Origin of the sequence: Thermodesulfovibrio sp. 3907-1M (assembly GCF_040450955.1) — a bacterium.
In the GTDB taxonomy this organism is placed as follows: domain Bacteria; phylum Nitrospirota; class Thermodesulfovibrionia; order Thermodesulfovibrionales; family Thermodesulfovibrionaceae; genus Thermodesulfovibrio; species Thermodesulfovibrio autotrophicus.
This window is the reverse complement of sequence record NZ_CP144373.1, coordinates 1,166,644-1,190,832: the sequence shown is the minus strand read 5'-3', so window position 1 is coordinate 1,190,832 and position 24,189 is coordinate 1,166,644. Positions and strand designations below refer to the sequence as shown.

Genomic DNA, 24,189 nt, shown 5'->3' with positions numbered 1-24,189 from the left:
CATGTTAAGGTCTCTTTTTACAGCAGCAACAGGGCTGACAGCCCAGCAGTTAAATTTAGATGTAATATCCCATAATCTTGCCAATGTTAATACAACAGGATTCAAAAAAGGAAGAGCAGAGTTTCAGGACCTGCTTTATCAAAACATTATCAATCCCGGTGCACCTTCTGATGATGGAACCCAGTATCCTACTGGAATTCAGATTGGTCTTGGCGTAAGGCCTGTTGCTGTAGCAAAGTTTTTTACTCCCGGAGATCTTGTAAACACAGGTAATGACCTTGATCTGGCAATTGATGGAGATGGATTTTTTCAGGTGACTCTTCCTGATGGAACAATTGCCTACACAAGAGCAGGCAATTTCAGAATTGATAAAGATGGAAGGATTGTGACAAACGATGGATATCCAATTGAACCGGGAATTACAGTTCCCGCTGATGCATTAAAAATAACAGTTGGAGCAGATGGCACTGTTACTGTGCTACAGCCTGGAACAGTTGCACCTGTCCAGATAGGAACCATAGAACTTGCAAGATTTATAAATCCAGGAGGGTTACAGGCAATTGGAAAAAATCTTTTTATTGAAACAGATGCCTCTGGAACTCCTGTAACTGGAGCTCCTGGAACAGAAGGAAGAGGAAGAATTGTTCAGGGTTTTCTTGAGATGTCAAATGTAAACATTGTTGAAGAGCTTGCAAATATGATAATTGCTCAGAGAGCATTTGATATCAACTCCAAGGCAGTGCAGGCATCTGATGAAATGTTACAGACAGTGGCTGCCCTTAAGAGGTAAAAATGCGTAAGCTTTTAACCTTAGTGATAATTTTTATCTCTTTTTTACTGAGCTCTTCAGGCTTTGCCTTTGAAGCGGGCGTTTTAGCTCAACTTCTTGCAAAGGAGATGAAAAAATTATCATTTAACAAAGAAGTTCAGATTGGACAGATAAGATTTATAGGATTTGAACCTGAGAAAGGTTGTATTCCAGAGAATTTAAAAATTCGGGAAATAAAAAGACCAAACTCTGTAGAGTTCACATTTAATTGTGGAAAGAGACAGCATAGAGCTCTGGCAAATTATGAAATTTTAACCACTGTTTATGTTACTCAGAGGTCAATAAAAAGAGGTGAATCTGTTACAGAAGAAGACATCATGGAAATAAAACAACCTTTAAGCAGAATTCCTGCTGGAGCCATTACAGAGCGTGACTTAATAGTAGGAAAGGTTGTAAAAAGAACCCTCGCCAGAGGTTTAATTATTAAAGAAGAATATCTTTATCCTAACACGCCGGTTAAAAAAGGAAGCAAAGTAAATGTAATAGTAAATGCTGGAAAGGTTATCATAATGACAGAAGGTGTCTTAAAATCTGACGCTGTAGTTGGAGGGAATGCCCGTATTATCTGTATTCAAACTGGCAAGGAAATTGTAGGCAAACTTATAGATAAAGACAAAGTGAGGGTATCATTATGAAAAAAATAATTTTAGTAAGCCTTTTTATAGTTTTTCTTACATCCTGTTCAGAGCTTAAAGAAGTAAGAGATATTAAAAACGCTGGAATGCCTCCAAAGTATTATCCAGAACCTCCGCAGGCTCAGACAACAACTGAAGGCTCTTTATGGAAAAACAGGGCTTCACTTTATGAAGATAGAAAAGCAAGAAGAGTAAATGACCTTGTAACAATCTTAATAAATGAATCAACATCAGCACAGAAAAAAGCTTCAACCACTGCATCAAGAGACTCGTCAACGAACTATGGAGTTGACACATTCTTCGGTATGAACACGGATTTTAACATCCAGAATCTTCCACTTATAAATGGATTTTACAAGGCAGGGAAAGTTTTCTCTCCGTCTGTTAAAGGCTCTGCAACGAGCGATTTTAAAGGAAATGGAGATACGGAAAGAGCAGGCAGTATTACTGGAACAATTACCGCAAAGGTGGTGGAGGTTTTGCCCAATGGCAATCTTGTTATTGAATCAAGAAAAGAAATCATCGTTAACAATGAAAAGGAAATTCTTGTATTAAGAGGTATTATAAGACCTGACGATATAAGCCAGAATAACACAATTCTCAGTCAGTATGTAGCAGATGCTCAGATATATCTTGTAGGAGAAGGCACACTGGGAGACAAACAGTCTCAGGGCTGGCTTGTAAGATTACTTGATAAAATCTGGCCCTTTTAAAGGAGGAAAGGCATGAGAGAATCTAAAATCTCATCACGAGAAGCTTTAGCCATGCGGAGTCTGTGCATTATTTTCTTAATTCTTTTTCTTGTATCCACTTCCTTTGCTGAAAGAATAAAGGATATAGCCAATTGGGCTGGAGTGAGGGAAAATCAGCTTGTTGGCTATGGTCTTGTTGTTGGATTAAACGGCACAGGAGACAAAGATGGAACATATCTTTATCAGCCTATTGCCAATATGCTCAGCAGAATGGGAATTACAATAAATGTAAAGGATTTGAAAGGTAAGGTTAAAAATGTTGCAGCAGTAATGGTTACTGCAAAATTGCCAACAAATGTTAAGCCAGGTGCAAAGATAGATGTTCAGGTATCCTCCATTGGGGATGCAAAGTCTCTTCAGGGTGGAACACTTCTCATGACTCCTCTTACAGGTCCTGATGGAGAGGTTTATGCACTGGCACAGGGACCTATTTCAATAGGTGGTTTTATTGCAGCAGGAAGAGCTGCTCAGACTACAAAAAATCATCAAAACGTGGGATACATTCCAGAAGGAGCTATTGTGGAGAAAGCTGTTGCAGTTAATTTAAATGCAAAGAGTGAACTTCAGCTTCTTCTTCAATTTCCAGATATAACTACTGCAAGAAACATTGCTGAAAAAATAAATGAGACTTTTAAAGCAGGTATTGCAAAAGCGCTGGATCCGGGAACAGTAGCAGTGAATGTTCCACCAAACTACAGAGGAGATGTATTAGATTTCATGGCTGAAGTTGAAAAAGTTGAAGTCTCCACTGATTTACCAGCCCGCGTTGTCATAAATGAGAGAACAGGCACTGTGGTTATTGGTTCTCATGTAAAGATAACTCCTGTAGCACTGGCTCATGGTGGTTTAACAATTACAATTAAAGAGACTCCTCAGGTTATTCAACCGCCTCCTTTAGCTCCAAGAGGAGCAGAGACAGTAACAGTTCCAAGAACTGAAGTAAAAGCTGAAGAAAAACAGGCATCTTTGTTAGAAGTACAGGGTTCCACAGTTGGAGAACTCGTAAAAGCATTAAATGCACTGGGAGTAACACCCAAGGATTTAATATCAATACTTCAGGCATTGAAAACCTCTGGTGCATTAAAGGCAGATTTAGTAATAATGTGAGGTAGCTGTGATAAGCAGAGTTGATACACAGACATTGAATTCTTTTAATGATACAAAAGAACTCTCAAAAAAAATTGAAACAGTTTTTCTTACAGAGTTATTAAAGGTTATGTTTGAAAGCACCTCTTTTTCTAACGGAACGACTTCCACCTATATGACAGTTATTATTCCTCAGATAGCAGAAATGATGGCTGGTAATGTAGGAATTGGTAGATTTTTAACTGAAAATCCCAATTTTTTAAACAGCATTTCAAAAAACCAGAAAATTGAACTGAAACCTCCTTCAGAAAAACAGGAACCACAAAATAATCTGTCTAATAAGCTCTCTCTACCAGTTTCAGGCAGAATAACATCATCCTTTGGATTAAGAATTGATCCAATAGATGGAAAGCTAAGACATCATAATGGAGTAGACATAGCAGTTCCTGAAGGTACACCTGTTAAACCTGTTTTATCCGGGAAGGTTGTTTACTCCGGCTGGATGGGTGGATATGGAAACTGTGTCATTGTGGAACATGAAAATGGAATTCAGACAGTTTATGCTCATAACTCAAAAAACCTTGTTAAAACTGGAGATGTTGTTACATCTCAGAGTATTATTGCTCTTTCAGGTTCAACAGGAAGAACAACTGGTCCTCATCTTCACTTTGAGGTTCGCAAAGATGGAGTAGCGGTTAATCCTCTGGCTATGATAAATAATTCTGAAAAACCGACGATTTAAAAAAACAATGCATGAAACAAAGGAGGTGTTTTAAATGATAGGAGGACCAATAAGAATAGATGGAATAGCACCGAATGCTCAGATCGCACCTGAAAAATCACAGGGTAAGACTCCAGAAAGAGGAGAAGAGGTTCTTACAAAAGATCAAGTTACTCTATCCGAGGCAGCAAAGAATATCGCAAGGCTTATGGTAGAAGTAAGCAATATTCCAGATATAAGAGCTGACAAAGTGGATGAGCTTAAAAATGCAATAAACTCAGGCACCTATGAAGTTAAAGGAAGTGAAATAGCGGGAAAGATGATTAAGGAGGCTTTAATTGATAAGCTTGCATGAAGAGCTTTTAAAAATTCTTCATGAAGAAAAAAAACTGCTTGAAGTTCTTTATAAAATTGTCTCAGAAGAAAGAGATGCTATTGTTGCATTAAGGGCTGATGAACTTGAAAGAATACTAAGAGACAAAGAAACAGTTATAATGAAACTGTCTTTATGGGAGCAGGAAAGACAAAAGCTTCTTGGAAAGCATGATTTATCTGATAAATCTCTCTCTGAGATAATCTCTCAGATTGAAAACTCAGAGGATGCTCAAAGACTCAGAGAAATATATTCGGCAATGAAGACTCTTTTAAGTGCTATTGGAGAAATTCAGAAAATAAATGAGCAGCTTATTGATCGCTCAATAATTCACATTAAAACAGCAATAAAATTTCTTGAAACCTTCGGCATCGCACCAAAGCAGAGCCTTTCAAAGGAGGCATAAATGGCACTGACTGCTCTTTTTGATATCGGTAAAACAGGTGTTTTAACATATCAGAAGGCTCTTGAAGTTGTCTCTCATAATATTGCCAATGCAGCAACAGAGGGTTATACAAGGCAGGATGTTATATTTGAAAATATGCCATCAGGAGTGATAAGTGCTCAGGGAGTTTCAGGTAGAGGAGTAAAGCTTTCTGATATACGAAGAATGTATGATTCTTTTATAGATCTTCAGCTTAAAACAGAAAGTTCTCGTTCTGCCTACTGGGATGTTCTTCAGAATGGAATGCTCAGACTTGAAAACATATTCAATGATGCTTCAGATGTAGCACTCAGCAATGTAATAAATGACTTTTTTAATGCATGGCAGGAACTAAGCCAGAATCCACAGGGAACAACAGAGCGCTCCCTACTTCTTGACAAAGCAAATTATCTTGCTCAGAGAATGAATGTTTCATACAAGTCACTAATTGATGAAAGATACGAAATATATCAGGACAGTCAGAATCTCGTTAATCAGGTAAACCAATATCTTGACCAGATAAATGAATTGAATGAAAAGATTGCTGCAAGCCCGGGTTCTCTTGATGCAAAGGATCAGAGAGATAATCTTGTAAAACAGCTCAATGACATTGTTCAGATAACATATTTTGAGGATAATGCAGGAAGATACTCAATTTTACTTGGTGGAATGCCTCTTGTTGACGGTGGAAAGGTTTACCATATGAGTGTTGGATTGGACAGCAATCAGAACATGCGTTTTACAGTTGAGACAGCTTCAGGAAGCATTGATGCAACCCAATTAATTCAGGGTGGAAAGCTGAAAGCAGAGATTGATTTAAGAGATAATGTAATTCCTGAGTATATGAATAAGCTTAACATGTTTGTTTTTGATTTAACAGAAGCAGTAAATGCCCAGCATAGATTAGGGTATGGACTTGATGGAAGCACGGGGAATAATTTTTTTAAGCCAGTTTACGATTTAAATTTAACAGCGGGTTCATATAACGATATTACATTCAAAATAAATAGCATGAATACAAACACTTATGATGAATACAGAATTCAGTTTGACGGAACTAACTGGACAGTAACAGACAACACAACTTCTTCTTCTGTTACTCCCACAGTAACTTCATGGACAGAAGGAACGGACACTTACTATAAGTTAAGCTTTAATGACATTGAGATAACATTAAAAAATCCATCAAACAATCTTGATTTCACCTTCCAGATAAAACCAAACACATCCTTTTATTTTGGAGTTGCCATTACAGATACAAACAAGATCGCTGCTGCTAAGAGTGATCCAACAGGTTCCACAAGTGGTCCAATGGATAATGAAAATGCAAGGGCAGTATATGGATTGCTTGATGGGCAAATAATCGGAAATGCAAAGCCAATAGATTTCTACAGGTCAATTGTCTCAGAAATTGGAGTTTACTCTTCAAGTGCTCAGACTCAAAAAAACTTTCAGGATGCTTTGGTTCAGGAGATGCAAAAGCGAAGGCAGGATATTTCAGGTGTAAGTCTTGATGAAGAAGCTGTAAACCTCGTTAAATATCAGAAGATGTACGAAGCCTCAGCAAGAGTGATAAGAGTTGCCGATGAAATACTTTCAACCCTCTTTGATATGGTGAGGTAACCATGAAAGTTACAACAGGCTTTTTTTACAAAACATTTTTGAATGACCTTAACAAACAGCTTGATGCAATGTATAAAGCTCAACAGCAACTTGCCACAGGCAAAAGGGTCCTTTCACCAGGGGATGATCCTGTAGCTGTATCAAGAATTGTCAAATATAACTCTGAAATTTCTGCTCTTGATGAGTACAAGAGAGTGATGGATACGGCAAAAAACTACAACTCTTCCATTGAAACAGCAATTGATGATCTTAAAAACATGCTGATAAAGGCAAAAACTTACGCTGTTCAGGGTTCAACAGATACCCTTTCAGCTATTGATAGACTGGCACTGGCAAGAGAAGTGGATACATTAATTCAGAGAAGTATTGAAACAATAAATACAAAGGTAGCAGGAAGATATATTTTTGCTGGATTTAAGGCAGATACTGCTCCAGTTAATGCTCAAACAGGGCTTTATCAGGCAGACACCAATTTTCAGTATCTTGATATAAGCTTTTTCCTTGATGTAGCTGTGAATCTTCCAGCAACAGAGTTTTTTACCTATACAGTAGATCCGTTAGATCCTAACAGAAGTTTGAAAGTTTTTACTCCCTATAATTACAACTTTACTTTAGACCCTAATGCTCCTTATGATGCAGATCCTCTTGGAGCTTTGCTAATGCCACAGCCTTCAGGTGGTCCTATAACTGATCCTTCATCATCTTTCACCAGCAATGGAGGAACTTTAACAGTCAAGTTTGCAGATAATCAGGCTGTAACTGTTAATATTTCAGCTAATGCTTCTTTGAATGACATTAGAGATGCAATAAACAATGATCCACAGGTTTCCAGATATGTGAAAGCATGGGTTGTAAATACAGGAACTTCAGCCTCTCCTGACTACCGACTGGTTATTTCAAGCATTCCCAATGGAAAAGCAGACAAAATAAGAATTGATGTAAATGCTCCATCAGCAGATAATCTCAATCTTTTAGCTTATAATCCTGAATCTGGCAATGTTTCAATGAGTTTTCAGGAAAACATAAATGGATACAACTACATAACCGATCCCGCTGATCCTGACTACTACAGCTTCAATAACAACTATCTCAATGAAAACTACTATCTCAGAGCTCTTTATTTTCTTAAGGTAGCCCTTGAAAACAATGATCAAGGAAGAATTCAGAAAGCAGTAGGATATCTTGACAAAATTGCAGACAAACTTTACTCACAGCAGTCTCAAATTGGAGCAAGGCTTAGCAAAATTGAAAATATTTCAGACTATAACCTTGATGTGGAAACAAACACTAAACAGTCTCTTTCAAATGATCGTGATGTAGATGCTGTTCAGGTTATTTCAGAGCTTAATCAGAGGATGACAGTACTGCAGGCATTAAGGGTTACATTAACGGACTTTTTCCGTAGTAATCTTTTTGATTTTCTGAGGTAGCTTTGTTAATACTTACAAGAAAACAAGGTCAATCAATAAGAGTGGGCGATGATATTCTGATTAAAATCGTTGATGTTGATGGCTCTCAGGTAAAAATCGGCATTGAAGCACCAAAGGGTGTTCCCATTTTTAGAGAAGAATTATATGAAAAACTCAAAGAGAGTAACATAGAGGCATTGAAGGCTTCAAAGGAATTAAAAGCGGAGGATTTGATAAAGTGATAAAGATTAATACAGAAAGATTTGGTGAACTTCAGATTGATGAAAATGAAATAATTAACTTTCCCTACGGAATCCCTGGAGTTCCCTTTGAGAGATTTATTCTAAAGGAGCTTATTGATCCTGTAAAATGGCTTATTGCCGTGGATGACCCTGATGTGGCAATGCTTGTTGTCTCTCCATTTAACTATTTCCCTACCTATGGATTTGAACTCAGTGAGGAGATTGCATCAGTACTTGAAGCAGAAAAGCAAGAGGATATAGAGGTTTATGTAGCACTGTTAAAATACAACGATGGAGTAGCAGCCAATCTTAAGTCTCCTTTTGTAATTAACAGGAATAAAAAAATTGGGGTCCAGATTCTCCTTGAAGATGAAAGATACAGCTTTAAGGAGCCAATAAGAAAGTGAAAGTCTGGAAGGCAAAAGGTAGAATTGAGCTGAATTTTAATGGTTATGATTTTCATATTAAACCAGGAGATAAGTTTCTCTTTGCTGATGATGTGTTCAACCTTCTTCCAGAACAGGCAAAATCAGCCTTTGAGCAGGCACACAGCGTGCTTCCACCTTTTTACAAAGGTGAACCTCTCAGAGGTAAAACTCTCCTCGTCATAGCTCAGGCAGCAATTGGTGATGCTCTTTGTATGACGCCTGCATTAAGGGAGATTAAAAAGAAGTATCCGGATATGACTCTTAATGTAAGCATCTCTGGAAGAGCAAAGCCTGTGCTTGAAGGTTTGCCCTATATTGATAATTTACTTCCTATGCCCATTCCATTTAAAGAGGTAGCAAGGGCTGATTACATTGTTAAAGTTGTAGAGATGGTTAATACACCACAGTTTGACAACCTCTCTTTGATTGATTACTATTTATGGAAACTTTACATTTATAAGGCAGAAAAAGAGACTCCAGATGTACTTGTGGATGAAGCAATTTTACATGAGATGAAGGAGCGATTTGACAGAATAAGGGAGGCCTCGGGTGGTAAAAAAGTTTTGCTTTTTCATTACCTTGCCTCATCTGTTCATAGAACATTACCTCCAAGACTTTTAAAAGAAATAGAAGATTTAATCTGGGATGAATATGTGCCTGTAATATGTGCACTTCCAGATGAAGACATAACTGTTGAGACAGCTCTTGATGTATACGGGATAAGGGCTGCAAACTTTTCAGTTTTCATGAAGGATATTAAGTATCTGATTGCTTCTGTGGCGCTCTCAGATGCTGTTATTACAGCTGATACAGCAACGCTTCATATAGCTGCAGGCTTGGGTAAGCCTACTGTGCTTATTTCAGGACCAATTGATGCAGAATTAAGAGCGTCAAATTATTCCACAGTTATACCTGTTTCACCGAACTATAAAGGGCAGACATGTATTTCTCCCTGCATGCAGCATGCCACTACAGAGCCTTGCATTGAAGCTCAGGTAAAAAGGCAGTTTTACAGCCCCTGCATAGACAGTATTCCACCAAAAGTCATTTATCTTGCCCTTAAAGATGCTGAATTGCTGCTTCAGAAAGAATATGAAAAGCCTGAAAGATGTATTGTATGTGATTTTAACGGAGATATACCTCTCTTTGAAGTAATAAATAGTGCAAGAGTGTTTGAATGCCCTTCCTGTGGTTTGCAGTTTACCTATCCCATGAAGGTTATGGATTATGATGAGGCATACGATAAAGAATATGATAATCTACTTAAGTTTGGTGAATTGTCTTATGAGTTTTATCAGAATTTGAAAGACGAAAAAGTAGAGATAGAGAACTGGAGCAGACTACCGAGATTTAATATATTAATTCCAATTCTGTCACTGCTTCCAAAGGGAAGACTGCTTGATATTGGTTGTTCCACTGGATTTTTTATGCTCATAGCAAAAAAACTCGGGTTTGAAGTTTACGGGATGGAGGCTTCAGAGAAGGCAGTAAAAATCGCAAAGGATAAATTTAAATTGAATGTTGTTCAGGCTTTAACTCTTGATGAACTTTCTGAGGAGGTTAAAAATCCCTATGACATTATCACAGCCTTTGAGGTTTTAGAGCATGTTCATGAACCCATGAAATTTTTAACTGATATATACTTTCTTCTCAAACAAGAAGGCATTTTTATTCTAAGCTGTCCGCCATTTTATAAATTTGAAAACACAGCTAAGGGATACAGAAAATACAAATGGTGGTATAATGATTATCCACCCCATCATGTAACACGATGGAAGCCATGGACACTTCATTATTCGCTTAAGAAAGCTGGATTTGATGAGGTGCATTTATTTACAGAGCCTTTGATCCCAGGAACAGTTCTTGAAGGAGTAAATCCTTTTAGTGTTAATCTTAAACTTCCTGATGGAAAGACTATAAATATTGATACAAATTTAACGAAAGCAATCGTCTTAGAAACTTTAAAACCTCTTTATCTAAACTCTCGGCTGCTTGGTAATTTTCAATATGCCATTGCCGTGAAGGGGAAAAATTCAATTAATCTTGAAGAAATCATAAAAAAGGCAATAAAATACTCAGCAGTAGAAATAATCTGGGGAAAAGGTGATAAGCTTTGAGCCTTGAACTTGAATCGCCCAAATGGCGGTTGCTCAAAGAGCTAATAGAGGAGGTAGAATATGCATCTTGATCCAACAATATTTTTCTGGATTTTTCTCATAATAATTGCAATTCAGCCAATTATCCGACAAAAGCTTCTTGAAAATGCGAGGATGAGACTCATAGCAGAAATTGAAAAACAACGGGGTAGCCGGGTAATACTTCTTGTTCACAGGCAGGAAACCATGAGTTTTCTTGGTTTTCCGATAATGAGATATATAGACATTAATGACTCTGAAGAAGTCTTAAGAGCAATACATCTAACTGATGATGAAACTCCGATTGACCTTGTCGTTCATACACCTGGAGGTCTTGCTATTGCTGCAACACAGATTGCAAGAGCTCTTTCAAGACAGAAAGGTAAAGTTACAGTTTTTGTCCCTCATTATGCGATGTCCGGTGGAACTTTGATTGCCCTTTCAGCAGATGAGATTGTAATGTGTGAACATGCAGTGCTTGGTCCGCTTGACCCCCAGATTGGAGGACAACCTGCTGTTTCGGTTTTAAGTGTTCTTCAGAAAAAACCCTTAAGCGAGATTGATGATAATACTCTAATTTTAGCTGATCAGGCTGAAAAAGCAATAAGACAGATGAAAGAAACAATAATAGAGATTCTCTCCCATAAGCACACAATTGAAAAAGCTCAGGATATTGCAGAAAAGCTTGTTTCAGGAAAGTGGACCCATGATTATCCAATAAGCACTGAAGAGGCAAAACAGATAGGACTTCCTGTAAGCACTGATATGCCAAAAGAAATTATGTTTCTTATGAATCTTTATCCTCAACCTGTAAGACAATCAGTAGAATATATTCCTGTAAGAAAAACGGGAAAAGTTTAAACTATTTTTAGGGAAAGGAAACAGTAAGTTTTCCTTTTTCAAGAAAAAGAAAGATGTCCCCAGCTTTTTTTGCTGATTGATAATCATGGGTTGCCATGATAATTACTGAGTTAAGCCTTTGTTTTAACTGAACAATAATTTCTTCAATTATTTTGGTATTTTCGTGATCCACTGACGCTGTTGGTTCATCAAGAAACAAAACCTCTGGTTCTAAAACAATTGCACGGGCAATCCCCATTCTTTTTACTTCTCCACTTGAAAGACTGAGGGCATTCTGACTTTTCTTGTGTAACAATCCAACAAAATCAAGAGCTTTTTCAACCCTTTCCTTTATTTCTTCTTTGTTCATTCCTCTTACTTCTAAGCCATAGGCAACATTTTTAAAAACCGTTGCATTAAAAACTCCAATGTTTGGTAAAACCAAAGTAATCCTTCTTCTAAGATTTAGATCATTTTCAATAACTTTTCCTTCATCAGAATAGATAACTTCACCCTTATCAGGGCTTTCTAAGAGTGCACATATTCTTAAAAGAGTTGATTTTCCTGAGCCATTTGGTCCCATTAAAACATAGACTCCGCTTTTTTCAAATGAAAAGGAACACTCATCAAGGATAATCCTGCCATTATAAGATTTATGAATATTGGAGATACTAAGGCTTAAAGCCACTGGATTGACTCCCTTATGCCTTTTTTCTGAATTGAAAATAAAACAATGTTTATTGTAAAGGAAATTAGTAGAAGTATTATTCCAAGTGCCATTGCAAGCTCAAAGTTACCTTTGTCCGTTTCAAGGGCGATTGTTGTTGTCATTACTCTGGTATATCCTGCAATATTTCCTCCAACAATAAGTATTGCTCCAACTTCAGCCATAACCCTTCCAAGAGCGGCACAGACTCCAGCCATTATTCCATATCTTGCTTCTTTTATTACTGTAACTGCTATCTGAAAGGAAGTGGCTCCAAGAGTTTTTGCAGCGAGTTTCACTGCAGGGTCCACTTTAACAATTGATGAATGGGTAATGGCTGCAACAATTGGGAATGCGAGAATGCTCTGGGCAATAATCATTGCAGTAGGAGTATAAAGAAGACTTAAAAAACCAAGTGGTCCACTACGCGATAGCATTAGATAGAGAAACAATCCAACAACAACAGGAGGAAGCCCCATGAATGTATTAACCAGTGTTATTAATGCGTTCCTGCCTGAAAAACTCTTTAATCCAAGAAAAGCACCAAAAGGTATCCCTGAAATTGTTGCTATAAAAAGAGCTGTAAGAGAAACCCTCAGAGACATAAGAATTATCTCCATCAGCTCTTTATCAAGGTGTAAAATAAGATAAAATGCCTGTTTAAAGGACTCTACGATAAAGTTCATTTTGCATTTGGAATAAAAAGTTGATTCCCGAACTTATCCTTAAATGATGCTATAGCCTCTTGCCCTTCCTTTGATATTATCCAGTTTATAAACTTCATTGCCTCTTTATATTTTACATGTTTATGTTTTTCAGGGTTAACTGCCATAACGCCGTATTGATTAAATAAAACAGGGTCTCCCTGAAAAAGTATTGCTAACTCAAGCTTGTCTTTTATTGCAAGCCATGTTCCCCTGTCAGTAAGTGTGTATGCCTGTTTTTCATTTGCAATTCTTAAAGTCTTTTCCATTCCCTGTCCTACTTCAAGATACCACCTCTGTCCTTTAGGTTCAATTCCTGCCCTCTGCCATATCTGTAATTCCTTTACATGAGTGCCTGATTTGTCTCCTCTTGAAATAAAAAGGCTCTGTGAAGAGGCAATTCTTTTAAAGGCATCCACTGCTTTTTTAACTTCTCTTATTTTTGCAGGATCATTTTTTGGACCCACAATAATAAAATCATTGTAGCAAACATCGTGTCTGTTTACAAACCAACCCTCTCTTACACCTTCAAGTTCAAGCTCCTTTGCATGGACAAGCACAGCATCAGCATCTCCTCTTTTACCCATTTCAATTGCTGCACCTGTTCCTCTTGCAACAACCTTGACCTTAATCCCTGTTTTTTTCTCAAAAACAGGCAGGATGTGACTTAGCAATCCTGAGTTTTCCACAGAAGTGGTTGTTGCAAGGACAATTACACTGTCCTGAGCTACTGCAGTGTTTACCATAAGTAAAAATGAAAACATCAGAGCTACTATAATTTTCATTTGACACCTCCAATATGTTTATTTAAATATAACACTGGTTACAAAAAATTAAATTCTGAAATTTTTAATACCTTCTTCAAGAAATTTTTTAAAATCTTCCTGAATTCTCAAGAACTGCTCAATTGCTTTTTCAGCAGCCTCTGTAATCTTTGTTCCGCCACCGCTTTGACCACCAACCTGTGTCTCCACAAAAGGCGTTCCTGCCTGCCTGTTCATAGAATTTATAAGCCTCCATGCCTGTCTGTATGACATGTTAAGGGCTTTAGCTGCCTTTGAAATTGAGCCATACTGCTTGATTTTCTCAAGCAGTGCAATTCTTCCATAGCCAAGAAAAGTTCCCTCTTTTCCTTCAATCCAGATTTTACCTTTAAGCTCATAGTCTCCCTGTTTTCCACTGCCAGTAATACAAAACTGATGTAGATCTTTTAATTTTTTTCTCCCTCTTTTTTTCACATGGAAATATACAATAAAATATAACGCGATGTCAAGAAAGTTTCTGAGCTTGTAATAGAAATTGATAAAATTTTATGAAATTTTTTCTTGACAAATGAGAATGATTTTCATTAATATAAAATCAGAAATAAATCTGAGGAGGTGATAACTATGCCATGGGGTGACAGAACAGGACCTCTTGGAGCAGGTCCAAGAACAGGCAGAGGCTTGGGATTTTGTGGTGGATTTGCAACTCCAGGATATATGAATCCTGCACCAGGTAGAGGCTTTGGAAGAGGCAGAGGATGGAGATGCTTTGGAGGTTTGGCAAGGAGATTTAGATGGTTCTGGAGAGCACCTTTTTTCGGAATTTCTTCAAGAGAAGAGGTGGATTTACTCAGAGAAGAAGCAGAAATACTTAGAAAAAATCTTGAAGCAGTTCAGAAGCGTCTGAGTGAGCTTGAAAAAGGTGAAACAAAGTAAACCGGAGGTTTTGCCTCCGGTTAAAAATTTTTTGGAGGTTTTTATATGAAAAAGTTAGCTATACTTAAATGTGCAATGATTGGGGAGAAAAATTTATGTCCTGGTGATGCAAAATGTCTCGTTGCTTTTATGCGTAAAGAAGGAGAGTTTGAGCGTTATAAAAATGAGGACGCTGCTATTGTTGGAATTATGGATTGCGGTGGCTGTGAAGGCAATAAAACAAGAGCAATATGTAGCCTTCTTCTTTTAAAGTTACAACTTACAGCTCTTGGTGAAAATGTTGATGTTTTACATATCGGAACATGTATTATGAAGTTTTGTCCGAGAAAAGAAGATATCATATCAGCTATAAAAGAAAAGGCGGGTGTAGAAGTAATTGAAGGAACACATAAATATGCACCACCAACAATTTTTGGTAAATAGGAGGTTAAAATGAGATTAGCAATAGCAACAGAAGATGGATATGTAGCTCAACATTTTGGTAGATGCCCTGGCTTCACAATAGTAGATATTGAAGATGGAAAGGTTATCAGTAAAAATTTGATTGAAAATCCAGGTTATAAAGCCCACCAGCCAGGTGCTGTTCCAATGTTTTTGAGAAATCAGAATGTTGATTGTGTTATATCAGGTGGAATGGGCCCAAATGCTGTAATGAATCTTCAGTCCTCTGGAATAAAGGTAATTGTTGGAGTTACAGGGAAAGTGGAGGATGTTATTGCTCAATTTCTGAGCGGCACACTGAGTGGAGGAGAAAGCCTTTGTGAACATGGTCATGGACACTGTGAACATTAAAGGAGGAAAAAATCGTGAAAATATGCATTACATCGCAGGGTAATGATTTAAACTCAGAGATTGACCCAAGATTTGGCCGTTGTAAGTATTTTATTTTTTTTGATACAGATACAATGCAGTATGAAGCAGTTGAGAATCCTTGGAGAGATGCTCAGCAGGGAGCAGGCACACAGGCAGGACAGTTTGTAGCGTCAAAAGGCGTGAAGACTCTAATAACCGGGAAAATTGGACCTGGTGCAGAGCGGGTTATAAAAGCAGCAGGAATAAAAGTTTTTGAAGCTCATGGTAAAATAATAGATGTAATAAATAAACTTCAGGAGGAGGTCAGATGACAGAGAAAAAGGAAAGCTGCCAGTGCGATGAGAGACAGGCGATTAAAAAAGAAATCGCTTTAAAAGCAACTGTTTCAGCAATCAAGAAAAAAATTCTTGTTTTATCAGGTAAAGGTGGAGTTGGTAAAAGCACGGTTTCAACAAATCTTGCGGTAGGATTATCTCAAAAGGGATATCATGTTGGACTCCTTGACATTGACATTCATGGACCGAATATTCCAAACATGCTTGGATTGCAGGGATTTCCTCCACTGATAACTGATATGGGGCTTTTCCCCATAAAAATGTATGATAATCTTCAGGTGATTTCAATTGGCTTTTTTCTTGAAGAAAGGGACACTCCTGTTGTATGGCGTGGACCTTTGAAACATAGGATGATTGAGCAATTCTTGAGTGATGTTCGCTGGGGAGATCTTGATTATTTAGTTGTTGACTCTCCTCCCGGAACAGGAGATGAAATAATATCAATTGTTCAGCTTCTTGATAAGGTTGATGGAGCAGTGATAGTTGCTACGCCACAGGATGTTGCTTTAGCTGATGTTCGCAGAAGTATTAAATTTTGTATTGAAGGCTCAATCCCTGTGCTTGGAATAGTTGAAAATATGAGCGGCTTTGTATGTCCCCACTGTGGAAATACTGTTGAAATATTTAAAACAGGTGGAGCAGAAAGGCTTGCACAGGAATATAAGGTTCCCTTCCTCGGCAGAATTCCCATTGATCCAGCAATTGTTCAGGCTGGAGATGATGGAAAACCTGTAATGATTTATTATCCCAATAGCAAACCAGCAGAAGCTTTCTCAAATATAATCAACAAAATTACGGAAACCTTAAAACTATGATTATTGACCTGACTGTTCTTTTTGACAACTATCCTGCAGAGGAAGGCTTTGAAACAGGCTGGGGATATAGCTGCTTTGTAAAAAAAGGCTATGGTGGAATTCTTTTTGATACAGGAGCAGATGGAGGGAAACTACTCAGAAATCTCAAGAAAGCTGAGATAAAACCAGACAGGATTTTAAGAGTTGTTATATCTCATTCTCATAAGGATCATTCAGGTGGCTTAAAAGAGATTGCAGCAATTAACAACAAAGCTGAAATCTATGTCGGTGCATCCCAGTATGAGGAAATAAAAAACTTTCTCCCTTCATCAAGAATTCATCAGGTAGACTCTGAGCCTCTTGAGATAATGAATGGAGTTTATCTTACAGGTGAACTTGGTGAGCAAATAAAAGAAATCTCTCTTATTATGGATACAGGCGGAGGTCTGGTAGTTGTAACAGGCTGTGCTCATCCGGGAATAAAAGAAATCATAGATAAAGCTCATAAAATAGCAAACGATAAAATATTTGCCGTTGTAGGAGGGCTACATCTTAAAGATAAAAAGGAGAATGAAATAGCTCATCTGATAGAGTTTCTGAAAAATGAAGGAGTAAAATACATTGCTCCTTCACACTGCACAGGAGACCTTGCAAGAGCGATGTTTAAACAAGCATTTGGTAAAAGTTTTATAGAAGCAGGTGCGGGAAGCCATATTTACATTGGAGGCTCCTGTGATTATGTCTGATCCTTTTGAATCTTATTTTACTGAATATGATGAGTGGTATGACTCAGAAAAGGGAAAGATTATATATGAAAACGAAGCAAAATGTATTAAAAAGCTTCTTTGCAGCTGTGAAGATAGGATTCTTGAAGTAGGCACTGGAACAGGAAGATTTGCTGTTTTAGCCAAAAATGTTACAGGAGTTGATAAAGCATTCTCTCCACTTAAAATGGCAAAACTAAGAGGAGTTCCAGTAGTAAGAGCAAAGGCAGAGGTTTTGCCTTTCAGGGATAAGACCTTTTCCTGTGTAGTGTTTATTGTAACTCTTCCTTTTGTTGATGATATTTCCCTTGCACTGAATGAAGCAAAAAGGGTCTTGAAGGACAATGGCAGCATAATTGTTGGAGATATCTTTCTTGATTCCTATCTTGGAAAGCTATATGAAGAAAAGAAAAAACAGGGGCATCCCTTTTACAGATTTGCAAAATTTTATCATTTCACTGAGTTTCAGAAAATACTCTCTCAATGCGGTTTAAAAACTGAAAAAGTCTTTGGAACACTGAAAAATATTTCATTTCAGAGTCCTGAGCCTGAAGAACCTGAGGAAATTGAAAAAAATTTTAAAGAATTGCCTGGTTTTGTGTGCATGGAGATAAAAAAATGGTAATCTCAGTGGCAAGTGGAAAAGGTGGAACAGGAAAGACAACAGTTGCTGTATCTTTGGCATTAAGCATTGAAAACTCTCAGATAATTGACTGTGATGTGGAAGAGCCAAATGTTCATCTTTTTTTAAATCCTGAAATAAAACAAGAGATTGAGGTAACCTCTGTTGTTCCTGAGGTTGATAAAGAAAAATGTAATCTTTGTGGTTACTGTAGCAAGGTCTGTGCTTACAATGCTTTAAGTGTGATTAAACTTGACAGCTCAGGCGATGTTATTTTATTTCCCCATCTATGTCATGGATGTGAGGGATGTATTTTGCTATGTCCTGAAAAAGCAATGAAGCCTGCTCATAGAGGCATTGGAATGATAAAAATCGGTAGTTTTGATAGCCTTGAATTCATTGAGGGAAGGCTTAATATTTCAGAAGTGCTTGCTCCAAAGGTTATTGAAAAAGCAAAGGCTTACGCAAAAAAGGATAAAATTACAATAGTTGATGCACCTCCGGGAACATCATGCCCTGCTGTGGCTGCGATTAAAGACTCTGATTTTTGCATTCTTGTTACAGAGCCAACTCCTTTTGGACTTCATGATCTTGAGCTTGCCTATGAGGTAACCCAAGCTTTAAAGATTAAATCAGGCGTTATTATAAACAAAAGTGGAGATGATTGGCTCATAGAGGGGTTTTGCAGAAAAAATAAAATCCCTGTTTTCCTGAAAATTCCATTTCACAGGAAAATAGCAGAAGCTTATTCAAAAGGCATTCCCCTTGTAAAAGCAATGCCTGAATATAAAGAGATTTTTCAGAAGATTTATAAAGAGATAAGGGAAATCATATGAAACAGATTTTGATAATAAGTGGAAAAGGCGGAACAGGGAAGACATTTTTTACAGGATGTCTTGCCACCGCATTAAATAATAAGGTTCTTGTTGACTGCGATGTTGATGCTGCAAACCTTCATCTGCTTTTACATCCAGAGATAAAAGAAACACACGATTTTACAGGAGGCAAGATTGCATCAATAGATGAGGCTAAATGCATTCAATGTGGAGCATGTAAAGAAGTTTGCAAATTTAATGCTATAAATGAAATTTTTCAATCATTTCAAATAGAAACTTTAAAACATTCCCGTTCTGTCATTCCGAGCCTGCCCATACTTTGTCATTCCGAGCGTCAGCGAAGAATCTCCTCCTCAGTTTTTCAGGTTGATGAACTGTCCTGTGAAGGCTGTACAATATGTAGCTATGTATGTCCTGAGGAAGCCATAACTCTCAATGACAGAATTTCAGGGCAGTATTTTATCTCTGAAACCAGATATGGAACACTGATTCATGCAAGGCTTGGCATTGCACAAGAAAACTCAGGAAAGCTTGTTACAAAGCTGAGAGAGCTTGCAAAGGAGACTGCTCAGGAAAAGGGCTGTGAATATGTAGTGATTGATGGACCTCCAGGGGTTGGATGCCCTGTTATGGCTTCCATGACAGGTGTTGACCTTGTTGTTGCAGTAACAGAGCCAACCCTTTCAGGAATGCATGACCTCATGAGGGTTATTGAGCTTTCAAAACATTTCAATATACCTGTAAAAGTTGTGATAAACAAGCATGACCTGAATACGGAGATGAGCTCACAGATTGTAAAGGCGGTTGAGAGTTCAGGAATTGAAGTTTGTGGGAAAATTCCATTCTCAGAAGATATTTTAGCTTCAGTGAAAGCAGGCAAGCCTTTTTTAGAGTTTACAAAAAACAGTTTAACGAAGGAAATTGAGGAACTGATAGGTAAAATTACTTAAAATTAATCTTAACCATGTGAACTGAGCAAGATATACAAGGGTCATAGGCTCTTACAAGCATTTCAAGGGCAAGGGTTATCTCTTCCTGAGACTGAGTTATAATCTCTGGAACGAGCTTTAACATATCAAGCTCTATGTTGTGGGTATTCTGGTTTGTTGGAATTACACAGTTTGCATTTCTCAGAATTCCTCTTTCATCGCACTCATAATGATGAATCAACAAGCCACGGGGAACTTCAACTGCACCAACTCCCTCTCCAGCACGCTGGGGAAGTTTACCCAGTTCATTTATATCAGGAATAACTATCTCATCGTAGTTTATTCCTCTTTGCCAGAGAAGTTCCACAATTCTTATGGCGTCTTCAACGCAATGAACACACTCGACAATCTGAGCAACGGTATTAAAATATGGATTTATGCATTTTGGTTTGAGATTCAGAACATTGGCTGCTTGTTTTGCTTTTGGATGAAGTTTTTCATGATTGAGATTAAATCTTGCAAGTGCGCCCACAGCATATGAGTCTCTGTGCCACTTTGTTCTTTTAGCAGAGGCGTAGGGAACAACGAATTCATTGACAACATTTTTATATTCATATTTGCTTACTCTGTATCCATCTGTTGAACCAATATCTCCGTAAAGCAGTGGATACTCATCTTCATCGTTAACCAGTGCTAAATACTCTGTATCTCTTTCAAACTCAGGGAAAGTGAGTTTACTGAAAAGTTCAACAGTAACCTCCACATCGTGCTTTAGCTCCAGAAGCCTTTTATGCATCTCTTCAAGATCACTTAGATTTGGAAGTTTTGTAAATCCACCGATAACTGCACTGATTGGATGAACATGCCTTCCAACAAGTATATCACAAAGCTCATTGCAGAGCCTTTTCATTCTAAGTGCACGTCTCACAACATCAGGGTTAGATTTTATAAGAGGAACAAAGCTTGGAACGCCAACAAGGTCTGGTGCAACGAGAAGATATATATGAAGAATGTGGCTGTCAAGCTGTTCATAGTGAAGTAGAAGCTTTCTTAAAAGAGTTGTCTGCTCAGTTGGCTTTATTTCCAATGCGTCCTCAGCTGCCTGAATTGATGCAAGAGTATGTCCACATGAACAGATTCCACAGATTCTACAGGTTATATGAGGGGCTTCATAAATGGAACGGCCTCTCAGGAATGCTTCAAAAAATCGTGGAGACTCAACAATTTCAAGTCTGCAAACTTCAAGCTTTCCATCTTTAACTTCCACCACAATATTGCCGTGCCCTTCAACTCTTGTTAGATAATTAACATTAATGCTGATGTTTTTACTCACGACCTATCAAGCTCCTTACACTTGTTATACATCTCTATTTTTTTCATTAAAAAGTCTTCAGGAATGTTATATTTTTTAAGAACTTCCTTAAATCCCTCAGTATTGGGATTGATTGTGAGACCTCTACAACCATAGCAGATGTTTCCATTATTAATGCACCATGAATTACATCCTGCCTTTGTAACAGGTCCCATGCATGTAAGTCCTCTGTCATACATGCAGACATTTTCATTTAGTTTGCATTCAACGCAAACAGGATACTCTGGCACATAATAGGGTATTCCCTGAAGTATGCATTTAAGAACAGTAAGAAATTCAGACTGATATATGGGACAGCCATTTACAAAATAATCCACCTTCACAACCTGATGCACTGCTTTTGTATGAATTGTCGGGAAAAATTTATATGATTCTCCATAAACATATTTGCCCACTTCTTCAAGCTGAAAGGAGTTTTTCATTCCATTAACACCACCAATTGTGGCACAGGAGCCAAGAGCAACAAGGATTTTGCTTCTTTCTCTTATTTTTTTAACTCTCTCCACAGCATGCTCATCTGTAATACTTCCTTCAACAAAGGCTACATCAAACTCTCCATCCCACTTTTCAGACATTACCTCTCTGAATTCAACAACCTGAACAATATCAAGAACATCAATCAGTGGCTCACCAATGTTTGCCACTTGAAGCTGGCATCCTTCACAGCAGGCAAAATCAAAAAATGCAACCTTTGGTTTACTCATCACAGTGCCTCTGCCATATCCATTATTTCTTTAAATGTGAAAACAGGACCATCTTTACAGCAATAAAGATTTTGAATCTGACATCTTCCACATTTACCCATCCCGCATTTCATGTGTCTTTCAAAGCTAAGAAGAATCTGGTCCACAGGCAATCCCTTTGCAAGAAGCTCTTTTATCACGAACTTATACATAACAGGAGGTCCTACTACAGCAGCATAGGTCCTCGCAGGGTCTATATCAACTCCAGGAATTAGAGAGGTAATCAATCCCACATTTCCCTTCCAGTCAGGGTCTGCTCTGTCAACTGTGCAGGCAAAGTGTATATCAAGTCTTTTACTCCACTCTTCAATTTCATCGGCAAAAAGAAGCTCTCCAGGGGTTTTGCATCCAAAAAGTATGTGTATTTCACCAAAATCTCTTCTGTTATCAATAGCATAGAGTATCAATGACCTAAGAGGTGCAAGACCCAATCCTCCTGCAATTATTAACAAATCATGTCCTTCAATCATTTTAATTGGAAATCCATTCCCATAAGGACCTCTAACTCCGATAATGTCTCCAGCATTTAGTTTATGAAGAGAGTTTGTAACTTTTCCAACTGCTCTTACGCATATTTCAAAATAGTGCCTGTTTAAAGGAGAGGAACATATAGAAACCGGGATTTCACCAATACCCATAAGTGAAACCATTATGAACTGGCCTGGTTCAAAATCAAGCCAACTGCTATTTTCAAAAGCTATTTTGAAAAGCTTTTCCTTTTCTGTTAGAGATTTTATATCAAGAATTCTTGCTTTTTTTAGATTATAGGGTGAATCCTTTATAACCACTTGCGCCATATTTTTGCCTCTGACTCCTTTATGAGAGATGTCAAAACTTCTTTAAGATTAATTTTTGCCATGCATGTTCTGGAGCATCTTCCACAGCCTGTACAGAAAATCATACCATACCTGTCTATGTGATATCTAAACTTTCTGTAAAATCTATGTCTCTGCCTTGCTGATCGCTCTCTTCGGAAATCTATTCCACCAGCTACCTTTGCAAAGGGATCAAGCTGACAGGAAAACCACACTCTGTATCTTTCACCTGCCTTAAGAGTTAAATCCACTTCTTCTTTTATATCAAAACAGTAACATGTGGGACAGACTGCTGTGCAGTTACCGCAACTAAGACACTTAGTTTCAAGCTCTTTCCATACAGATGCATTAAAGGAACGGTCAAAAAGGTCTGGAAGATATCTTCTTTCTGTTGGAACTTCGTTATTAAATATTTTCAGTTTATTATTTCGCAATGCTTTGAGTTCTTCAATGTGAACTGTTTCAGCAGGTTTAAATAACCCAGTTTTTTCAATAATATCAGAGCCCTTTGATGAATGAATATGAACGATAAAGTAATCACTGAGTTCTGTAAACATCAAGTCATATCCTGTTGTTGGAATATGAGCACCTACAAATGAGCAACTTGCATACTCATCGCAGTAGTCATTACACTCAAGCCCGATTATTGTTATATGTTTTTTTCTTATTAAATAGCCAGTATCCTTTGGTTTGTCTGAAAGAACCATATTCAGGCATTTTATTCCAGCTATGTCACAGGTATGGACACCAAAAAGGACTAAATTTTCATATTCAACAACAGGTTCAATTTTTAAGTCCTCATTTACATCAAACTTTAGCAAAGTTTCTTTCTGCGGCATAAAGTATTTCTTCGGTGGAATTATTGTTGGGATATATTTCAGACTTACTTCATCAGCGGATTTTATTTCCTGAAATGCATAGTTGTTATAGCCTTTGTAGACAGGAGCAGCTACTTTGGAAAAAGAAATTAAAGAGTTTATAAAATCATTAATTTTTGATTTTTCAAGTATTTTATATTGTTCAACTTTCACTTTCTGCCCAAAAAAAACAAAAGTAGTCAATTATAGTTTTTCAAAATTAATTTTGTCAATAGGGTTATAAGCAGATTCAGAACGAGAAAGTTCTTTTTTTGCTACTCTATCAAGAATTCCATTAATAAAGGCAGCACTTTCTTTTGTAGAAAATTTTTTTGCAATCTCCACTGCTTCATTTATTGTGACCTGATAGGGAATATCATGACGAAATAATATTTCATAAATTGAAAATCTTAAAATATTTTTATCAATCGGGATAATTCTTTCTAAATGCCATTTTTCAGTGTATTTTTGAATTGTTTTATCAATAACATCAATATTTGCAATCGTTCCTTCTATCAATTGATTCGCAAATGTTTTTATATCATGATCCTGCTCCTCATTATTTCTTTCCCAGAATTTTTCAATTTCTTCCTGCAATAGATTGTAATCACACATTTTTCTTGTATTTTCATTCATTTCACAGGCATAAAGAAATTGTAAAACATATTCCCTTGCTTTTCTTCTCTTCATTTTTACCCGATT

31 protein-coding genes are annotated in these 24,189 nt (G+C 37.4%); 22 read left to right on the top strand and 9 right to left on the bottom strand.

Annotated elements, in window-relative coordinates; all coding sequences use genetic code 11:
* Position 1: 1 nt before the first annotated feature.
* Genes flgG through V4D30_RS06120 form a run of 13 tightly spaced genes read left to right on the top strand, consistent with a single transcriptional unit; the run spans position 2 to position 11,518 of the window.
* Positions 2 to 790 (top strand): flagellar basal-body rod protein FlgG, encoded by a 789-nt coding sequence (gene flgG, locus V4D30_RS06180; RefSeq protein ID WP_353683452.1) that lies wholly within the window; start codon positions 2 to 4, stop codon positions 788 to 790.
* A gap of 2 nt (positions 791 to 792) precedes the next feature.
* Positions 793 to 1,464 (top strand): flagellar basal body P-ring formation chaperone FlgA, encoded by a 672-nt coding sequence (gene flgA, locus V4D30_RS06175; RefSeq protein ID WP_353683451.1) that lies wholly within the window; start codon positions 793 to 795, stop codon positions 1,462 to 1,464.
* Entirely contained in the window at positions 1,461 to 2,177 is a 717-nt protein-coding gene (locus V4D30_RS06170) for a flagellar basal body L-ring protein FlgH (RefSeq protein WP_353683450.1), read from the top strand. The genes flgA and V4D30_RS06170 overlap by 4 nt, the downstream gene beginning before the upstream one ends.
* A gap of 12 nt (positions 2,178 to 2,189) precedes the next feature.
* A complete protein-coding gene (locus V4D30_RS06165; protein ID WP_353683449.1) occupies positions 2,190 to 3,323 on the top strand; it encodes a flagellar basal body P-ring protein FlgI in 1,134 nt (377 codons plus the stop codon).
* Positions 3,324 to 3,330: 7 nt separating this feature from the next.
* A complete protein-coding gene (locus tag V4D30_RS06160) occupies positions 3,331 to 4,044 on the top strand; it encodes a M23 family metallopeptidase (RefSeq protein WP_353683448.1) in 714 nt (237 codons plus the stop codon).
* 34 nt (positions 4,045 to 4,078) lie between these two features.
* A complete protein-coding gene (flgM, locus tag V4D30_RS06155; protein WP_353683447.1) occupies positions 4,079 to 4,378 on the top strand; it encodes a flagellar biosynthesis anti-sigma factor FlgM in 300 nt (99 codons plus the stop codon).
* Positions 4,362 to 4,802, top strand: a complete 441-nt coding sequence (locus tag V4D30_RS06150) for a flagellar protein FlgN (RefSeq protein ID WP_353683446.1) — start codon at positions 4,362 to 4,364, stop codon at positions 4,800 to 4,802. The genes flgM and V4D30_RS06150 overlap by 17 nt, the downstream gene beginning before the upstream one ends.
* Positions 4,803 to 6,443, top strand: coding sequence for a flagellar hook-associated protein FlgK (flgK, locus tag V4D30_RS06145; protein ID WP_353683445.1), 1,641 nt, complete (start codon positions 4,803 to 4,805; stop codon positions 6,441 to 6,443).
* Between the two features lie 2 nt (positions 6,444 to 6,445).
* The gene (gene flgL, locus V4D30_RS06140) at positions 6,446 to 7,873 is read left to right on the top strand and encodes a flagellar hook-associated protein FlgL (RefSeq protein WP_353683444.1); all 1,428 of its coding nucleotides are present in this window, start codon (positions 6,446 to 6,448) and stop codon (positions 7,871 to 7,873) included.
* Between the two features lie 2 nt (positions 7,874 to 7,875).
* Complete coding sequence (csrA, locus tag V4D30_RS06135) at positions 7,876 to 8,094, top strand: carbon storage regulator CsrA (RefSeq protein ID WP_353683443.1); 219 nt, start codon at positions 7,876 to 7,878, stop codon at positions 8,092 to 8,094.
* Positions 8,091 to 8,501: a flagellar assembly protein FliW gene (gene fliW / locus V4D30_RS06130; protein ID WP_353683442.1), complete on the top strand. Its 411-nt coding sequence runs from the start codon at positions 8,091 to 8,093 to the stop codon at positions 8,499 to 8,501. Before csrA ends, fliW begins: the two co-directional genes overlap by 4 nt.
* Positions 8,498 to 10,639 carry a methyltransferase domain-containing protein gene (locus V4D30_RS06125; protein ID WP_353683441.1) on the top strand — a complete coding sequence of 714 codons (2,142 nt, stop codon included), beginning with the start codon at positions 8,498 to 8,500 and terminating at the stop codon, positions 10,637 to 10,639. Before fliW ends, V4D30_RS06125 begins: the two co-directional genes overlap by 4 nt.
* A 60-nt stretch (positions 10,640 to 10,699) precedes the next feature.
* Positions 10,700 to 11,518: an ATP-dependent Clp protease proteolytic subunit gene (locus tag V4D30_RS06120; protein ID WP_353683440.1), complete on the top strand. Its 819-nt coding sequence runs from the start codon at positions 10,700 to 10,702 to the stop codon at positions 11,516 to 11,518.
* A 7-nt stretch (positions 11,519 to 11,525) separates the two neighbouring features.
* Here the strand turns inward: V4D30_RS06120 and V4D30_RS06115 are convergent, their stop codons facing one another.
* The 4 genes from V4D30_RS06115 to V4D30_RS06100 are packed head-to-tail and all read right to left on the bottom strand — an operon-like array spanning position 11,526 to position 14,145.
* Positions 11,526 to 12,185, bottom strand: a complete 660-nt coding sequence (locus V4D30_RS06115) for an ATP-binding cassette domain-containing protein (RefSeq protein WP_353683439.1) — start codon at positions 12,183 to 12,185, stop codon at positions 11,526 to 11,528.
* The gene (locus V4D30_RS06110; RefSeq protein ID WP_353683438.1) at positions 12,176 to 12,889 is read right to left on the bottom strand and encodes an ABC transporter permease; all 714 of its coding nucleotides are present in this window, start codon (positions 12,887 to 12,889) and stop codon (positions 12,176 to 12,178) included. The genes V4D30_RS06115 and V4D30_RS06110 overlap by 10 nt, the downstream gene beginning before the upstream one ends.
* Positions 12,886 to 13,692 (bottom strand): substrate-binding domain-containing protein, encoded by an 807-nt coding sequence (locus V4D30_RS06105; protein WP_353683437.1) that lies wholly within the window; start codon positions 13,690 to 13,692, stop codon positions 12,886 to 12,888. The genes V4D30_RS06110 and V4D30_RS06105 overlap by 4 nt, the downstream gene beginning before the upstream one ends.
* A 48-nt stretch (positions 13,693 to 13,740) precedes the next feature.
* On the bottom strand, positions 13,741 to 14,145 hold the full coding sequence (locus V4D30_RS06100; protein ID WP_353683436.1) for a LysR family transcriptional regulator: 405 nt from the start codon (positions 14,143 to 14,145) through the stop codon (positions 13,741 to 13,743).
* A 150-nt stretch (positions 14,146 to 14,295) separates the two neighbouring features.
* Between V4D30_RS06100 and V4D30_RS06095 the strand changes: the two genes are divergently transcribed.
* From V4D30_RS06095 to V4D30_RS06055, 9 genes are read left to right on the top strand one after another with little or no spacing between them, the layout of a single operon-like run.
* On the top strand, positions 14,296 to 14,607 hold the full coding sequence (locus V4D30_RS06095) for a DUF5320 domain-containing protein (protein ID WP_353683435.1): 312 nt from the start codon (positions 14,296 to 14,298) through the stop codon (positions 14,605 to 14,607).
* Between the two features lie 45 nt (positions 14,608 to 14,652).
* Positions 14,653 to 15,030 carry a CGGC domain-containing protein gene (locus V4D30_RS06090; protein ID WP_353683434.1) on the top strand — a complete coding sequence of 126 codons (378 nt, stop codon included), beginning with the start codon at positions 14,653 to 14,655 and terminating at the stop codon, positions 15,028 to 15,030.
* Positions 15,031 to 15,039: 9 nt separating this feature from the next.
* Entirely contained in the window at positions 15,040 to 15,399 is a 360-nt protein-coding gene (locus V4D30_RS06085; protein ID WP_353683433.1) for a NifB/NifX family molybdenum-iron cluster-binding protein, read from the top strand.
* Positions 15,400 to 15,413: 14 nt separating this feature from the next.
* Positions 15,414 to 15,731, top strand: a complete 318-nt coding sequence (locus V4D30_RS06080; RefSeq protein WP_353683432.1) for a NifB/NifX family molybdenum-iron cluster-binding protein — start codon at positions 15,414 to 15,416, stop codon at positions 15,729 to 15,731.
* Positions 15,728 to 16,570 carry an Mrp/NBP35 family ATP-binding protein gene (locus V4D30_RS06075; RefSeq protein WP_353683431.1) on the top strand — a complete coding sequence of 281 codons (843 nt, stop codon included), beginning with the start codon at positions 15,728 to 15,730 and terminating at the stop codon, positions 16,568 to 16,570. Before V4D30_RS06080 ends, V4D30_RS06075 begins: the two co-directional genes overlap by 4 nt.
* On the top strand, positions 16,567 to 17,295 hold the full coding sequence (locus tag V4D30_RS06070) for an MBL fold metallo-hydrolase (RefSeq protein ID WP_353683430.1): 729 nt from the start codon (positions 16,567 to 16,569) through the stop codon (positions 17,293 to 17,295). The genes V4D30_RS06075 and V4D30_RS06070 overlap by 4 nt, the downstream gene beginning before the upstream one ends.
* Positions 17,288 to 17,938 carry a class I SAM-dependent methyltransferase gene (locus tag V4D30_RS06065; RefSeq protein ID WP_353683429.1) on the top strand — a complete coding sequence of 217 codons (651 nt, stop codon included), beginning with the start codon at positions 17,288 to 17,290 and terminating at the stop codon, positions 17,936 to 17,938. Before V4D30_RS06070 ends, V4D30_RS06065 begins: the two co-directional genes overlap by 8 nt.
* Positions 17,932 to 18,771, top strand: coding sequence for an ATP-binding protein (locus V4D30_RS06060; RefSeq protein WP_353683428.1), 840 nt, complete (start codon positions 17,932 to 17,934; stop codon positions 18,769 to 18,771). Before V4D30_RS06065 ends, V4D30_RS06060 begins: the two co-directional genes overlap by 7 nt.
* A complete protein-coding gene (locus tag V4D30_RS06055) occupies positions 18,768 to 19,721 on the top strand; it encodes an ATP-binding protein (protein WP_353683427.1) in 954 nt (317 codons plus the stop codon). The genes V4D30_RS06060 and V4D30_RS06055 overlap by 4 nt, the downstream gene beginning before the upstream one ends.
* Here the strand turns inward: V4D30_RS06055 and V4D30_RS06050 are convergent.
* Genes V4D30_RS06050 through nusB form a run of 5 tightly spaced genes read right to left on the bottom strand, consistent with a single transcriptional unit; the run spans position 19,714 to position 24,177 of the window.
* On the bottom strand, positions 19,714 to 21,033 hold the full coding sequence (locus tag V4D30_RS06050; protein ID WP_353683426.1) for a Ni/Fe hydrogenase subunit alpha: 1,320 nt from the start codon (positions 21,031 to 21,033) through the stop codon (positions 19,714 to 19,716). The two genes, V4D30_RS06055 and V4D30_RS06050, sit on opposite strands and share 8 nt — an antisense overlap.
* Positions 21,030 to 21,776: a cytochrome B gene (locus V4D30_RS06045; RefSeq protein ID WP_353683425.1), complete on the bottom strand. Its 747-nt coding sequence runs from the start codon at positions 21,774 to 21,776 to the stop codon at positions 21,030 to 21,032. Before V4D30_RS06045 ends, V4D30_RS06050 begins: the two co-directional genes overlap by 4 nt.
* Positions 21,776 to 22,612: an FAD/NAD(P)-binding protein gene (locus tag V4D30_RS06040; RefSeq protein ID WP_353683424.1), complete on the bottom strand. Its 837-nt coding sequence runs from the start codon at positions 22,610 to 22,612 to the stop codon at positions 21,776 to 21,778. The genes V4D30_RS06045 and V4D30_RS06040 overlap by 1 nt, the downstream gene beginning before the upstream one ends.
* Positions 22,594 to 23,661 carry a 4Fe-4S dicluster domain-containing protein gene (locus V4D30_RS06035; RefSeq protein ID WP_353683423.1) on the bottom strand — a complete coding sequence of 356 codons (1,068 nt, stop codon included), beginning with the start codon at positions 23,659 to 23,661 and terminating at the stop codon, positions 22,594 to 22,596. Before V4D30_RS06035 ends, V4D30_RS06040 begins: the two co-directional genes overlap by 19 nt.
* A 30-nt stretch (positions 23,662 to 23,691) precedes the next feature.
* Positions 23,692 to 24,177: a transcription antitermination factor NusB gene (nusB, locus tag V4D30_RS06030; RefSeq protein ID WP_353683422.1), complete on the bottom strand. Its 486-nt coding sequence runs from the start codon at positions 24,175 to 24,177 to the stop codon at positions 23,692 to 23,694.
* Positions 24,178 to 24,189 lie beyond the last annotated feature (12 nt).